The following is a 15,201-nucleotide window of genomic DNA, read 5'->3' on the forward strand; positions in this document are numbered from 1 at the left end:
ATATGTGAGATTTGTTTATTTTTCTTTTAAAAGACTGAAATTCGTATGTCTGCTTGCTTCAAAAATCATGGATGTATCTCGTCTTAATTCACTGTTTTTCTCATAATCTAATTGGAAAATACATGAATATAAAACATCGAGTAAATAGGTGATAGAAGCATCATTTGCATATGTGGCAATTTTAGAATACAAACGTTCTCTAGTAGACATTTTTAAGACGCATTGTGCTAGTTTTGAAATACTGCTTTCTCCAATATTGGTGATGACAATCATAGGAACTTGTTTCCGATGTAATAGTTGAGCAATTTTAACAATAGTTTCTGTTTCCCCAGAATAACTAATGATAATTGCACATTCTTCTTTATTGGCAAGAGTAGCTTCAAACATTGCTTCACCTTGAACAGTATGAACATCTACTCTCTTTTTAATACGAGCCATGTTGTATTTAAATTCTTGAGAAATTAATAGATTATTAGAAAGTGCGAATAAATGTGTGTAGGTTGCCTTTTGTATGATAGATACAGCTTGTTTTAAAGTGGCATAATCGAGCAATGAACAAGTGTCTTCAATGGCTGATTGTTCCAATAAAGCAATTTTTTGAGCTACCTTTAAAAGATTATCTTGTTTTGTGAACGGATAGTTCGCATCAATTTCAAAATGATGATTTTCCCAGTATTTTAATTCATTTAAATAAGCTTCTTTAAAATCACTCCACCCATTAAAATGAAGTCTTTGAGCCACTTTCACAATTGTTGATTTTGAGCTATATGTTTCTTTGGCAATTTGGCTAGTTGATTTGTATTGAATATTCAATTGTTCTTTTAATAAATAGTCTACAATAATTTGTTCACTATTTGTGAATTTTAAGTTTTCTAGTTTTTCTTTAATTAACATGATAACTCCTTAATTTGAGAACAGTGTTCGCAATAAAAACACAAAAAACAAGCAGAAAAAAGAACGGTGTTCGTAAGTGCTTTCATTGTGTTTCTTTTTCTTATCTCTGATGTTATCATACTTTCGTAAAGATAGAAAGCAACAACTTTTTATCAAACATATTATTGTCAAAGAGGTGCTTTATGAATTATAAAGATTTAGCGCAAACGATTTTGAGAGAAGTCGGCGGCAAAGAAAATGTGTCAAGTGTTATACATTGTGCAACACGTTTAAGATTTGTTTTAGTAGATGAACAAAAAGCAAATACAAATGCTCTAAAACAGACACCGGGTGTAGTTGGTGTCGTACAAAGTGGTGGACAATATCAAGTTATTATCGGTAGTGATGTTGCGAATGTGTATCGTCCTTTAGTTGAGTTAGGTGGCTTTAAGGAAGAAAAAGAAGTGGATACTACGCAACCACAAACAATCGGTGCTAGATTGATGGCGACGATTTCTGGTATTTTTACACCAGTTTTACCAGTTATTACAGCAGCTGGTATGATTAAAGCAGTTTTATCTTTATTAGTTGTGTTCAAATTAGTGACAACAAAAGATCAAAACTATCAAATTCTTAACTTTATTGGAGATGCAGGATTTTACTTCTTACCAATTTTCTTAGGTGGAACAGCAGCTCGACAATTTAAAACAAACCAATATTTAGGGATGTTAATGGGGGCATTTTTATTACACCCAACATTTGTCGGTTTAGTAGCAGCAACAAAAGAATCAGGTGCGGGTATTCATTTGTTTGGTTTACCAATTACACCAGTAGGTTATTCAGCAACAGTTATTCCAGTGATTTTATCGGTATTATTCATGAGTTATGTGGAACGCTTTGCGGATAAAATTTCACCTAAAGCCATTAAGTTTTTCTCTGTTCCATTGATTACAGCATTAGTAACATCTGTTGTGACATTTACAGTTTTAGGACCAATTGGTGCGATTGTTGGACAATGGTTAGGTTCATTCTTTAAATTCTTAGAAACATTTGGACCATGGGTTGTACCAACAGTTGTAGGTATTTTCTCTCCATTCTTAGTTATGACAGGAACGCACTATGGTTTAGTGTCTATCGGTATCAATAATCGTGCGACGATTGGGTATGATACAGTCGTACAACCAGGAATGCTTGCATCAAATGTTTCACAAGGTGGGGCAGCTTTAGCGATTGCATTTAAAACAAAAGACGTAAACAAAAAAGCATTGGCATCTTCAGCAGGGATTACAGCTATATTCGGTATCACTGAACCTGCTTTATACGGGGTGACATTACAAAACAAAGCAGCTTTAATCGCAACAATGATTTCAGGTGGTATTGGTGGTTTCTTCTTAGGTATTATGAACGCACGTAACTTCTCAGGTGGTTCACCAGGTTTATTAACCATTACAAGTTATATCGGTGAAAATACATTGTATTACTTGTACGTTGCTTTAGCAGGCTTAGTATTATCTGTTGTATTATCTTTTATCATTACGTATGTTTTGTATAAAGAAGAATCAGTTGAAAAAGTAAGCGAAAATTTACAAACAGATCGTATTGTTTCTCCAGTAAAAGGAAAAGTTATACCATTAAGTGACGTGAGTGATGCAACATTTGCTTCTGGTATGTTAGGGCAAGGGGTTGCGATTATTCCAGAAGAATCAACAATTTTATCCCCAGTTAATGGAGAGATTGTTGCAATCTTTGATACAAAACATGCGATTGGATTAAAAACAGTTGATGGTATTGAATTGTTAATTCACATTGGTTTAGATACAGTAAATTTAAAAGGTGAAGGTTTCAAACTATTGGCAAAAGTAGGCCAAACAGTAGCTGTGGGTACACCACTTGTTGAAGTTGATTTTGATAAAGTTGATGCAGCAGGATACGAACGTGTAACACCTATTCTTGTGACAAATCAAGAAGCTGTAACGTCAATTACGCCAACAGAGAACACTTCTGTATTTGCAGGAGAGGAATTATTTAAAATCAATAAATAGGGAATTTCCCTAAATAAGTGTTCCCATTTTTGACTATTTCAAAAATGGGAACCATTTTATAAAGGAGATTATCATGGTAGCGTTAAGAAAAGATTTTTTATGGGGTGGTGCAACGGCAGCCAATCAAGTAGAAGGAGGCTACGATAAAGGTGGCAAAGGATTGGCGAGTGTGGATGTCATTCCACAAGGTGAGTATCGTTTTCCTGTGATGAGAGGAGAGCTATCCTATAAAGATGTACCAGAAGATACCTATTTCCCTGCTAGAGAAGGCATTGATATGTATACACATTACAAAGAAGACATTCAGTTAATGAAAGAAATGGGATTTAAGGCATATCGTTTTTCTGTGTCATGGGCAAGAATTTTTCCAACTGGAGAAGAAGAACAACCAAATGAAGAGGGATTAGCTTTCTATGAGGACATTATTGATACTTTATTGGAAAATGGTATTGAACCGGTTGTAACGATTTGCCATTTTGATGTACCGCTTCATTTAGTAGACACATACGGTTCTTGGAAGAGCAGAAAAATGATTGATTTTTATGTTCGCTATGCAACAGCACTGTTTACTCGTTTTAGCCAAAAAGTAAAATATTGGATGACTTTTAATGAGATTAACATGTTATTGCACTTACCATTCATGGGAGCAGGTATATCTTTTGAATCAGGCGAAAACAAAAATCAGGTCTTGTACCAAGCAGCTCATCATGAATTAGTTGCAAGTGCATTGGTCACAAAAGTTGCAAAAGATATAAATCCAAATATGCAAATTGGTTGCATGATTGCAGCTGGACAATATTATGCACAAACAAGTCATCCAAATGATGTGTTAGATGCGGCAGAAAAAAATAGACATAATTTCTTTTTTGTTGATGTGCAATCAAGAGGGGCTTATCCGAACTATGCATTAAAACAAATGGAACGAGATGGTGTTGTGTTGGAAATGGCATCTGATGATTTAGAGATTTTAAAACAAAACACGGTTGACTATATCGGTTTTAGTTATTATTCGTCACGCTTAACTGGAACATTAGAACAAAATTCAGAAAAAACAAGTGGTAATGTGTTCCCAACACTGATTAATCCATACTTGAAACGAAGCGAATGGGGCTGGCAAATAGACCCAGTAGGTTTGCGTATCACAATGAATGCATTGTATGAGCGTTACAACAAACCACTGTTCATCGTTGAAAATGGGTTAGGTGCCAATGACACAGTTGATGAACATGGACATATTGAAGACGATTATCGCATTGACTATTTACGTGAACATATCAAAGAAATGAAAAAAGCTGTTGAGTTAGACGGTGTTGATTTAATTGGTTATTTGCCATGGGGTTGGATTGATTTAGTATCCGCTTCAACTGGAGAAATGAAAAAACGTTACGGATTTGTTTATGTAGATAAAGACAATACAGGAAACGGAACGCTAAAAAGAACACCGAAAAAATCATTTGATTGGTACAAGCAAGTGATTGCGTCAAACGGAGATGTATTATAAAGCAAATATTTGAACAGTGGATAAACTTAGTTATTCACTGTCTTTTGCTTTTCGTTAAAGAAATTGGACAAAAAGGATATAAATTTTAATAAATAGAAAGATACTGATTTAAATACATTCTTACTATTTGATTTGGAATTTCTTATGTTTTAGCCATAACATTTAATGTGAAGGAGAGGTTTTGTTGGTTTGGCTATTGTATTGAAAACGATAATAGAGTAGAATAGAAAAGCGTACCTACGGGGGTGGGTACACTTATTGAATTAACTAATGAGAGGAACATAATTAAATGAAAAAACAAATCAATTATATCACATTGATGATACTGTTTTTGAGTCTTTTTATGCCGAGTATTTCTGCTTTTGCAACAGGAAGAGATTTAACCAATCAAGTGACATTAAGCGATATAATTATAAAAGACAGCTCTGGTTCAAAACCATTGTCTGGAACAAATAATACACAAACAGGAACTACCAAAACACTAGATGCGAAAGTGTTTTTTACAGGTAAGTATGATTTATCTTCATTAGGTGCTACACTTGCATCTGGCGATTATTTTACAGTAAGTGTACCTGAGTATATTCACTTAGTTTCAGGTTCATATCCACTTATTCATCCAGAAACGAATATTCAGTTAGGGACAATGGTATCTGATTCAGATACAGGAAAAATTACAGTGACCTTTAATGAAAATATTGAACAAGAAGCAAATGTAAAAGGAGCATTTTCTGCAGAATCAACATTGAGTTTACAAGAAGGAAGTAATCAGTTTACATTTCCAGACGGCTCAACGTACGAGGTGGTATATAATTATGTCGAAAATCCTTTAGATGCTTATAAAATAATTGGAGAAAGTATTTTTAAAGTTGGTTATAATAGCAATGAAGAAACACTAGGTTGGCAAGTACGTATCAATCGTCAAAAATATGATTATAGAGATACAAATGTTACGGTAAAAGACAATATCAATATTGAAGATAATACATTAACAACCTATTTAAAAGATTCATTTGTATTAAAAAAAGTAATATTTGATAATCAAGAATCTTTTTTACCAGATGTCACATCTGAAGAAAATATATCAATCACAATGAATAAAGAGGAGTTTGACGCAGCACCTGCGGGAACAATCGCTTTATTAACCATAAAAGACAGTGGAACCGCATTTGAATTAAATTTAGGGAATGCTGTTGGTACAAATAGCTATCTTTTAGAATATCGTACAACAAATCCTGGAGATCAAACAGAAATAAGCAATGCTGTATCGTTATTAGTTGGTGGAGAAGCTCAAAAAACATTTGACTCTTATATAGGAGAAGATAATACAGCTACCCAACATACTCAAAAACAAATTGCTATACAAAAAGCTGGTGCAACCATACAATCTGATTTAACTGGAAAAATTAAAATCACGAAGTATGATGCTGATGATGCAACAATATTATTAGAAGGTGTTGTATTCGTTGTTACAAAAGAAGATGATACTTCTATTTCTTATGAAATCACAACAGATAGTAAAGGTGTTGCGATTACACCAGAATTAGTTCCAGGAACATATACTATCGTTGAGAAAAAATCTAAAGCAGGATATATTTTAGATGTCAATCCAAAGCGTGCGGAAATGAAAATAGATAAAACACCTGTTCGTTTGAATATTTCTAACAAAAAAGATAATGCTGTTAAACCAGTAGATGTAACGCTAAAAGCTAAAAAAGAACTAACAGGAAAAGCATTAACAGACAATCAATTTACCTTTGAATTGAAAAACGGTGATGCAGTCGTTGCCACAGCGACAAACAAAGCAGACGGCACGATTACATTTACTCCACAATATTTTGATGCAGAAGGAACATTTACTTATACAATCGTAGAAAAAGATGATAAACAAGCCAATGTGACGTATGACATCACAGAAAAACAAGTCAAAGTCGTGGTAACAAAAGGTGACAACAATCAACTAGTGGCAACTGTCACATATGATGAAACAGAAACAATACCAGTCTTTACAAACATATATACAGAACCAAAAGCAACACCGGTAGATGTAACATTCCAAGCTAAAAAAGAACTAACAGGAAAAGCATTGGTGGACAATCAATTTACGTTTGAATTGAAAAACGGTGATGAAGTTGTTGCCACAGCGACAAACAAAGCAGACGGCACAATTACATTCGATACACAACATTTTGATGCAGAAGGAACATTTACTTATACAATCGTAGAAAAAGATGATAAACAAGCCAATGTGACGTATGACATCACAGAAAAACAAGTCAAAGTCGTGGTAACAAAAGGTGACAACAATCAACTAGTGGCAACTGTCACATATGATGAAACAGAAACAATACCAGTCTTTACAAACACATATACAGAGCCAAAAGCAACACCGGTAGATGTAATGCTAAAAGCTAAAAAAGAATTAACGGGCAAAGTGTTGGTGGACAATCAATTTACTTTTGAATTGAAACAAGGTGATGAAGTTGTTGCCACAGCAACAAACAAAGCAGACGGCACGATTACATTCACTCCACAACATTTTGATGCAGAAGGAACATTTATTTACACAATTTCAGAGAAAAATGATAAGCAAGCCAATATCACCTATGACGCAACAGAAAAACAAGTCAAAGTCGTGGTGACAAAAGGCGACAACAATCAACTAGTGGCAACTGTCACATATGATGAAACAGAAACAATACCAGTCTTTACAAACACATATACAGAGCCAAAAGCAACACCGGTAGATGTAACGCTAAAAGCTAAAAAAGAATTAACAGGAAAAGCATTAACGGATAATCAATTTACCTTTGAATTGAAAAACGGTGATGCAGTCCTTGCCACAGCGACAAACAAAGCAGATGGCACGATTACATTTACTCCACAACATTTTGATGCCGCGGGCACATTTACTTACACAATTTCAGAGAAAAATGATAAACAAGCCAATATTACCTATGACGTAACAGAAAAACAAGTCAAAGTCGTGGTAACAAAAGGCGACAACAATCAACTAGTGGCAACTGTCACATATGATGAAACAGAAACAATACCAGTCTTTACAAATACATATACAGAACCAAAAGCAACACCGGTAGATGTAACATTCCAAGCTAAAAAAGAATTAACAGGTAAAGTGTTGGTGGACAATCAATTTACCTTTGAGTTGAAAAAAGATAATGCAGTAATCGCCACAGCGACAAACAAAGCAGATGGCACGATTACATTTACTCCACAACATTTTGATGCCGCGGGCACATTTACTTACACAATTTCAGAGAAAAATGATAAACAAGCCAATATTACCTATGACGTAACAGAAAAACAAGTCAAAGTGGTGGTGACAAAAGGTGACAACAATCAACTAGTGGCAACAGTAACCTATGATGAAGCAGAGGCCACACCAGTCTTTACAAACACATATACAGAACCAAAAGCAACACCAGTAGATGTAACGCTAAAAGCTAAAAAAGTTTTAGAAAATAAAATGTTAAATGGGCAAGATTTTATGTTTGTCTTAAAACAAAATGATACAGTTATTGAACAAGTATCGAATAAACAAGATGGTAAGATTTCATTTACACCATTATCATTTGATAAAGTAGGTACATATTATTTTGTAATGAATGAAGTTATTGGAGATAATGCAAATATTACTTATGATATGACACAAATAGCTATTACCATTACAGTGACAGAAGAAGCTGGAAGATTAGTAGCAACTGTTTTATACAATGGAGCACCAGATGAACCAGTATTTGTAAATACATATCATACACCAACAGTACCACCAAAAGAACTACATTCAAGTAAAACAACGACAACAACTACTACACCATCTCGTGAAAACGAGAAACCAGTTTTACCAAAAACAGGAACAAACACAATTTTGTCATCTATATTGATGTTAGTTGGTTTTAGTTTAGTTTTAACATCAGGTATTGTGTATCAGTATCGTCAAAAATCATGATAAATTCATTTAATAAAATAGATTTTTTGTCAAATTGTGGTAGCCAGTTTTACTATTATTAAAACAGAACTAAAAAAGTGTGAAACACCAGATAGGCGTTTCACACTTTTTATTTTAATTATGTTATAACGTTTCGTTAGCAATATCTTCAACAAGTGAATGTTTTGTAACTTGTCTAATGCTGAATATGTTAAATAACATTAAAATTGTTAGTAAAGTGATGCTACTAATGATTGTTGGGGAAAGAGGATAGTGGAAAATGATTCCAGATACTTTCATTGAACCAACAGTAATTGAATTTAAAAATAGATATTGTAGCCCTATGCTACATAAAATCGCAACAATAATAGATGTAATACCTGCTTGTAAGTTTTCGATAGATAGCATTGTTCTAATTTGGCTTGTTGTCATACCGATAGAACGTAGCATCGCAAACTCTCGACGACGTAGTTGAATATTAGAGGACACATTATTAAAAGTTGCTGTTAAGCACAAGATAGAAACGAGTGATAGGAACCCGTAGACGATGATTTGAATAATATTTAAAAATCCATTGATTGAACGTACTTGTTGTGATGTATTTGTAATGAATTCAATATCAAATGTATCTTTGATTAAATTTGTCACTTTTTCATCGGCATCTTTTGTTGTGGTAATACCCGTATAAACGTTAACATGATTTTCTTTGTATAAAATATTTGCCATACGTGCATAGTTTTTGTTAGATACAAGGAATGTTTCAGTAGGATATAAACCGACAGTTAATGTTGTAAAGTCGATCGCTTTTAAAATTGTTATATTAATTTTACTCGTGTCGATTGCTGTAGGACCAAATGTTACTAACTCTGTTTCTTTATTTACTAATGATGTATTTTCTGTTAGAGATTCTTTAGTGACTAAAATACCGACGTTTTCTTTTTCAAATTCTTCTTTAGAAATATTCGCTAATTTTAAAATAGCGGCTTCTTCTTTTTCGGATACTGTGGCAAGAGCAGGACTAAGTATCGTTTGGTTAGATTGTTTTAAAATATCAAGATTCGTTTCGACGGGTATGTATTTTTCATACATAACTTCTTTAACGTCAGTCCAGTTTTTTGCTGTTTCGTACAATTTTGTATCCGCCGTATTCTGTACATCCATAACAACTAAATCATAAGACATAAACAGTGTTTTAGGCTGACCTTTTTGAATAGCTCCCGTCGCCACCTGTTGCATTTCAATCATTAAGTTTGTAATACTATTAAATGAAATTAAACTCAATGTTAAAATGATAAATATCATACGAGTTCGAGAACTATTAAATTTTTTATAATTGTGAGCCAAATGTCCCGATGTTTTGAATACACGTGCAGCTAAGCTGCGTTTGCCAGTTTTCGTTTTTTGCTTCATTTTAATATAGCGAACAAAGGGAACTTGCTTAATATTTTCAATAGCGGTACGTTTTGTTGCACGTATGCTAGGAATAAGTGTTGACAAAACAATAATAAAAGCAACCAATAATGCAATCCCTGCCAGAAGAGGAGCATCAATTATCATTGGAATTTGAATAACATCTTCTTGAATGCGCATTAAAATATTGTTAATCACATTGATTGAAATACCAATACCGACAATACCAATAATAATACCACAAATAATAGAGATACTACCTATCCAAAATCCCTCCATTAACAACATATAACGGATTTGTCGTCTAGTCGTTCCAACACTTGCCAATGCACCTAATTGTTTTAAACGTTCATTTAACGATAACATAAACGATGAAGTAATAATCATAATAGAAATGATACTCAATATACCAATAACAAAATAGGCCATAGTTTTTAGGCTGTCAAAGCTATCCGTGTAGAAACTATTCTCTTTATCAAAGATGCCATAAGTTGCTAATACAGACTGATTGTATTCGAATGTTTGATGATTGTATGCTTTCAATGTTGGAAAAAACGATGCATCTAAATGATTTGCATGCCCCAACACAATCGTTTTTGAGGGAAGTGGATTGTTCTCACTGAAAAACCATTTATTTGCAGTATAGTCACTAATAATTCCTGTTATTTTATAATATTGTAATGCACCCCCAATATACAATGGATAGTTATCGCCAATTTTATAGACAATAGTACCTTTCCCTGTTTGGTTATCTGATGTAAAGTTTGAATCCTCTATACGTTGAGAAGTTTTGGTAATGGCTATTTCGTTAGGTTTAGTTGGTAGTGTTCCAGAAGAAAGTTTTCCAAAGAAACCAATTTGTTTATTGTATGTTTCTTCATTTAATTTATAAGCATAGCCATAAAATTCTTTGTTAGGAGAATCTTCATCAAGAATGGGTACACCTTGAAATTCAAGTAAATCTTTTACAAAGCTAGCCGATTGTAATTGTTCTAAATCTTGTTTCGTATCAACGACTGTTCGGAAATGCCAATCGCCATTATTTTGTACGGTTTGATTGTAGAACATGGCACGCATCCCCGTTAGAAATACGACAATAGCGGTAAGCAAAGACATAATAATGGTTATGGACAAACCTGTTAAAAACGTTCTTTTTTTATTTTCTTTTAATTGTGCTAATGTTAATTTGTTTAAAATATTCATACACGAATCACCTCATCTTTGATAATTTTTCCGTCAGATAGTGTAATCACACGGTCAGCCTGCAGCGCAATGTCTAAATCATGTGTAATGACAATCAATGTTTGATTATATTTTTGATGAGATAAACGTAGTAATGACAAAATTTCTTTGGTGTTATCACTGTCTAAATTCCCTGTTGGTTCATCTGCTAAAAAAATAGCAGGTTTTGCGATAAGAGAACGTCCAATAGAAACACGCTGTTGTTGCCCACCAGATAATTGGTGCGGTAAATGTTTACGTCTATTAGAAAGTCCTAGTGTTTTCAAAATTTCTTCTAAATAATCTTGAGGAATTTTTTGTGAATCTAATTCAATGGGTAAAGTAATATTATCCACAACGTTTAAAACTGGAATTAAATTATAAAACTGATACACAAGCCCAATTTGGCGGCGTCTAAAAATAGCTAAATTATCAGGAGATAATTTATAAATATCCGTATTATTGATAATCACGCTACCACTTGTTGGTTTATCTACCCCACCTAATAAATGTAAAAGCGTTGATTTACCAGATCCACTTGACCCAACAATCGCAACAAATTCTCCTTTCTCAATACTCAAGTTGATGTTATCTAATGCCACCACTTGATTTTCTCCTTTTCCATAAATTTTTGATAAGTTTTTTACTTCTAAAATTGGCATAGTTATTCCTCCTAATAATTTTTTATTGTATAAATGTATGATGATAAAAAGAAATATCTCCTCCTAATCGTATTCCTTTTCTCTGTCTTTAGTATAAAAAATGAAAGTGACAAAAAAGTGACAAAATGTCATTTTCTAAAAAAGAATTTCTACGTTTTATATTGACGAAACACGGAAAAAGTGGTAACGTTTTCTTGTTTTATAAAGTATGGAGTAATAGGAAGAATGAAAAACAAAATTTATTATGTTACCTCAAAGCAATGGGAATTTGTTTATAATAATATGAACAAAGAAAATGTAATGTATTTTGAAATAGACGGGAAAGAGATACAAACGGTGCATGCATTTATTGATGCTATGATAGAGACGTTTCAATTACCAGATGAACATCGCTATCGTTTTACAGAACCCGAACGTATCAATGGCACGAATTGGCCTGCGTTTCGTGATAGAATGACAGATTTACTATGGTTTGATGACTGGACAGCACCTATTTGTTTTGTAATAAAGAATTTCAGAAAGTTTATGGTTGAAACGAAAAGTGATAGAGAACATGCAAATGACTCTGAGTATATAAGAGATAAGGAATATATTATGTGGAATTTTGAAGAAGTTATCTTACCGTTCTGGGAAGAAGAAATTGAGCAGATTGTTGTTGGGGGAGAAAAAAGAGTGTTCAATGTGTATTGTGTAGACTAAACTTGAATAATAACCCATTAAATAACCTTTTAAGAGAAGAAAAGAGATTAGATGATGCTCCTTTTGGTATTGAAATATTTCTCCCAGATATCATTTAAAATACTGTGACGAAGTCAGAAATGCAACAAAAATAGAAGAGAATAAGTGCTTCTATTATAAGTCTAGTTCAGTATAGAAAATGACAAGAATTTTGTAAGAAAAAGAACATAGGATAGAAAAACCAGAGACAATGAAATTGATTTGTCTCTGGTTTAAAGTCCAATTTTACTATGAAATGGTTCTAAGAGAACACTAATAAGGAGAATTTAGAAGTGAAAAACAAAATTTATTATGTCACATCAAAACAATGGGGATTTGTTTATAATAATATGAACAAAGAAAATGTAATGTATTTTGAAATAGACGGCAAAGACATCCAAACGTTGCATGCATTTATTGATGCCATGATAGAAACATTCCGATTACCCGATGAACACCGCTATCGTTTTCCAGAACCCGAACGTATCAATGGTACGAATTGGCCTGCGTTTCTTGATAGAATGCGAGAGTTATCATGGTTTCATTGGACAGCACCTATTTGTTTTGTGATAAAGAATTTTAGTCAATTTATGCTAAAAGATGAAGGAAAAAAAGGGCAAACAACGGATCCTGAGCATATGACAGAGAAGGAATATATTATATTTGTTTTTGAAGAATATATTTTACCATTTTGGGAGGAAGAGGTAGAGCAGGTTGTAGTAGAAGGAAAAAAACGATCGTTCAATGTGTATTGTGTAGACTAAAAATAAATGAGAAAACATGGCAGTTTACTATTTATCTGAAAGAGAATGGGAAAATATATTCAAAAAACGTGATATTCATTTGGATAATTGTACGGTTCTTTATGGAAAAACAATCCAAACAAAACAAGCCTTTTTTGATATTATACAAAAAAGTTATCTTTTGAAAGATGCGTGTTTAAAAGATTGGCATACATTATCCTTTGGTTTGAAGGATATGATAAAAGATAGTTCCGATAGAGTTTCTTTGGTTATATTCGACTCTCAAGCCTGTTTTTCGTTAGAGTCTTTAGAGGAAAAAGAAGAATTATTACATTGGTATAAGTGGGACACACAATCGAATGTCGATGAACAAGAAATACTAGATGTTTATGTTGTGGATAAGGCATTAACCAATGAAATGTTGTTTTTAAATGAACATGAATGGCAAAAACTATCAGAAACACTGAATAAAGAAGATTGTCTATATGTCGAAATGGACGGGGGACACTTACCCACTTATGAACAATTTTGTGATGAGATGATAAAATCATTCTATACACAAGAGAGCATAAAATGGAGTTTAGATACTTTTGAAAATGAGTTTAGAGGTAACTTTGATTTTTATGTACAGGCTATTTATCTTGTCATTAAAGGTTATGCAAAGTGTTTAGTGGATAGTCCAAGGCATAAAGAAATTTTAGAAGTAATTTTTAGAGATACTATTCATCAAAAATTTTTATGTTATGGTTGTACGAGGTATGAAAAAGTCTTTAACATTTATTAGTAGACTAGTTTTTTAATAGGCTCTATGTCAAATAGGGTTGATGACTCATAAAAGGTAGTGATGTCACAAATGTTACGTCACTATCTTTTTATTTTAAGTCACAAAGTGATGTACGGCTCACCAAAATGTACACGATACATGTCTCTTCCCCTACGTTGTGCGGGGAAGGAGCTATTCGTACATCACTTTTGACTTAAACTATTAAGCAACTAGTGAAGTAGATGGTACGGTATATGGTACATATAACTTACACATTAATAAAATACGATTTCTAAAATGTGAAAAGTTACGATAACCATAGGCATTTCTCTTAAGTACTTTAATTTTATGATTGATACCTTCAAGTGCACCGTTAGTCAAATGATGGTAGATAAAGGTGTTTTTAATATAGGGTAAATACCCTTTGAAAGTTCTTAATACTCTACGTAAACCAGGAGAAATAGCTTCCTGTTTAGCCCATATGAGTATTTCTTCAAATCGGTCAAAATCTCTATTATGTAAAGCATCTCTTAATTGATGAACGACATCGTATGTGGCTCTTAGTTCGGGGACTTGTTCCAATAAATAATCGACTATCCCTTGTGTATGCGTCATCCAATCAAACAGTGGAAAACGGTGATAAGGATAACTACTTAGTGTATCTGTGTTACTTAAAAACAACTTCCAATAACGTTTCATTTTGTTGTATAAACGGCGATTATTCTGATGTAAAGCTTTCATTACATGCACTCTGTGTTTTGTTAACTCACGATTTAATGCTTGTACAATATGAAAAGGGTCGATAATGATATGTGCGTTAGGAAATACTTGCTTGGATATCTGAATATAGGGGCGAAACATATCAATCGTAATTGTTTTAACAGCTTTTCTTGTCTGGGTATCGTATCTAGCAAAGTAGTCTAATAGCGTGCTGGATTTACGGTCGTGTACAACGTCAATCAGTTGATGAGTCAGTGCATCACAATAGATAAAACTCATGGCACTATCAGAAGATTTTACTGACTTGAATTCATCAAAACATAGATGATGAGGTAATTGCGTGTTGTGATTTACTTTTAAAGTAGAGGCGACCTTATCCACAATACGTCTGACCGTATGTACAGATACATTGTGTTGTTTAGCGATGTAGGTTTCTGAAATGGTTTCTGTTAAAGTGTCCATTATCTTTTGTTTTAAACGGTTCGTGATAAAACAATGCTTATCCACAATAGGTGTTTCAGCTGTAAATGATGATTGACAGGATTTACAATAAAAACGTTGTTTAGTGAGTGATAAATAGGCGTTTAGTCCTGAAATTTGGCA

General features: G+C 33.3%; 10 protein-coding genes. 6 read left to right on the plus strand and 4 right to left on the minus strand.

The genetic code is table 11. The annotated features are described in order from the left end of the window. Positions 1–15: 15 nt before the first annotated feature. Positions 16–894 carry a MurR/RpiR family transcriptional regulator gene (locus GMA06_RS05595; RefSeq protein ID WP_163561973.1) on the minus strand — a complete coding sequence of 293 codons (879 nt, stop codon included), beginning with the start codon at positions 892–894 and terminating at the stop codon, positions 16–18. Positions 895–1,076: 182 nt separating this feature from the next. Here GMA06_RS05595 and GMA06_RS05600 point away from each other — a divergent pair, with 182 nt between their 5' ends. The 3 genes from GMA06_RS05600 (at position 1,077) to GMA06_RS05610 (ending at position 8,383) form a co-directional block, all read left to right on the plus strand. Next, positions 1,077–2,915 carry a beta-glucoside-specific PTS transporter subunit IIABC gene (locus GMA06_RS05600; protein ID WP_163561974.1) on the plus strand — a complete coding sequence of 613 codons (1,839 nt, stop codon included), beginning with the start codon at positions 1,077–1,079 and terminating at the stop codon, positions 2,913–2,915. 73 nt (positions 2,916–2,988) lie between these two features. Beyond that, on the plus strand, positions 2,989–4,416 hold the full coding sequence (locus GMA06_RS05605; protein ID WP_163546012.1) for a 6-phospho-beta-glucosidase: 1,428 nt from the start codon (positions 2,989–2,991) through the stop codon (positions 4,414–4,416). 289 nt (positions 4,417–4,705) lie between these two features. Continuing rightward, on the plus strand, positions 4,706–8,383 hold the full coding sequence (locus GMA06_RS05610) for an FctA domain-containing protein (protein WP_163561975.1): 3,678 nt from the start codon (positions 4,706–4,708) through the stop codon (positions 8,381–8,383). A 123-nt stretch (positions 8,384–8,506) separates the two neighbouring features. On the opposite strand, the gene GMA06_RS05615 is transcribed toward GMA06_RS05610, so the two are convergent. Together GMA06_RS05615 and GMA06_RS05620 are read right to left on the minus strand one after the other, a co-directional pair. Then, the gene (locus tag GMA06_RS05615; RefSeq protein WP_163561976.1) at positions 8,507–10,975 is read right to left on the minus strand and encodes an ABC transporter permease; all 2,469 of its coding nucleotides are present in this window, start codon (positions 10,973–10,975) and stop codon (positions 8,507–8,509) included. Next, positions 10,972–11,655: an ABC transporter ATP-binding protein gene (locus tag GMA06_RS05620; protein WP_163546397.1), complete on the minus strand. Its 684-nt coding sequence runs from the start codon at positions 11,653–11,655 to the stop codon at positions 10,972–10,974. The genes GMA06_RS05615 and GMA06_RS05620 overlap by 4 nt, the downstream gene beginning before the upstream one ends. Positions 11,656–11,880: 225 nt before the next feature. Between GMA06_RS05620 and GMA06_RS05625 the strand changes: the two genes are divergently transcribed. The 3 genes from GMA06_RS05625 to GMA06_RS05635 all read left to right on the plus strand — a co-directional run bounded on the left by GMA06_RS05625 (position 11,881) and on the right by GMA06_RS05635 (position 13,899). Next, complete coding sequence (locus GMA06_RS05625; protein ID WP_163561977.1) at positions 11,881–12,354, plus strand: barstar family protein; 474 nt, start codon at positions 11,881–11,883, stop codon at positions 12,352–12,354. Between the two features lie 311 nt (positions 12,355–12,665). Further along, positions 12,666–13,136 (plus strand): barstar family protein, encoded by a 471-nt coding sequence (locus GMA06_RS05630; RefSeq protein WP_163546399.1) that lies wholly within the window; start codon positions 12,666–12,668, stop codon positions 13,134–13,136. Positions 13,137–13,152: 16 nt separating this feature from the next. Further along, positions 13,153–13,899 (plus strand): hypothetical protein, encoded by a 747-nt coding sequence (locus GMA06_RS05635; RefSeq protein WP_163561978.1) that lies wholly within the window; start codon positions 13,153–13,155, stop codon positions 13,897–13,899. A 201-nt stretch (positions 13,900–14,100) separates the two neighbouring features. Here the strand turns inward: GMA06_RS05635 and GMA06_RS05640 are convergent. Beyond that, the coding region (locus GMA06_RS05640; protein WP_163561979.1) for an ISL3 family transposase at positions 14,101–15,201 on the minus strand (1,101 nt) is incomplete at its 5' end.

Origin of the sequence: Granulicatella sp. zg-84, assembly GCF_010892375.1 — a bacterium.
Classification (GTDB): Bacteria; Bacillota; Bacilli; order Lactobacillales; family Aerococcaceae; genus WM01.

Excerpts from the sequence above, each read along its gene's own strand:
- GMA06_RS05625 (WP_163561977.1), top strand. The coding sequence starts at position 11,881 with ATGAAAAACAAAATTTATTATGTTACCTCAAAGCAATGGGAATTTGTT.
- GMA06_RS05605 (WP_163546012.1), top strand. The coding sequence starts at position 2,989 with ATGGTAGCGTTAAGAAAAGATTTTTTATGGGGTGGTGCAACGGCAGCC.
- GMA06_RS05615 (WP_163561976.1), bottom strand. The coding sequence starts at position 10,975 with ATGAATATTTTAAACAAATTAACATTAGCACAATTAAAAGAAAATAAA.
- GMA06_RS05635 (WP_163561978.1), top strand. The coding sequence starts at position 13,153 with ATGGCAGTTTACTATTTATCTGAAAGAGAATGGGAAAATATATTCAAA.
- GMA06_RS05595 (WP_163561973.1), bottom strand. The coding sequence starts at position 894 with ATGTTAATTAAAGAAAAACTAGAAAACTTAAAATTCACAAATAGTGAA.
- GMA06_RS05600 (WP_163561974.1), top strand. The coding sequence starts at position 1,077 with ATGAATTATAAAGATTTAGCGCAAACGATTTTGAGAGAAGTCGGCGGC.
- GMA06_RS05610 (WP_163561975.1), top strand. The coding sequence starts at position 4,706 with ATGAAAAAACAAATCAATTATATCACATTGATGATACTGTTTTTGAGT.
- GMA06_RS05620 (WP_163546397.1), bottom strand. The coding sequence starts at position 11,655 with ATGCCAATTTTAGAAGTAAAAAACTTATCAAAAATTTATGGAAAAGGA.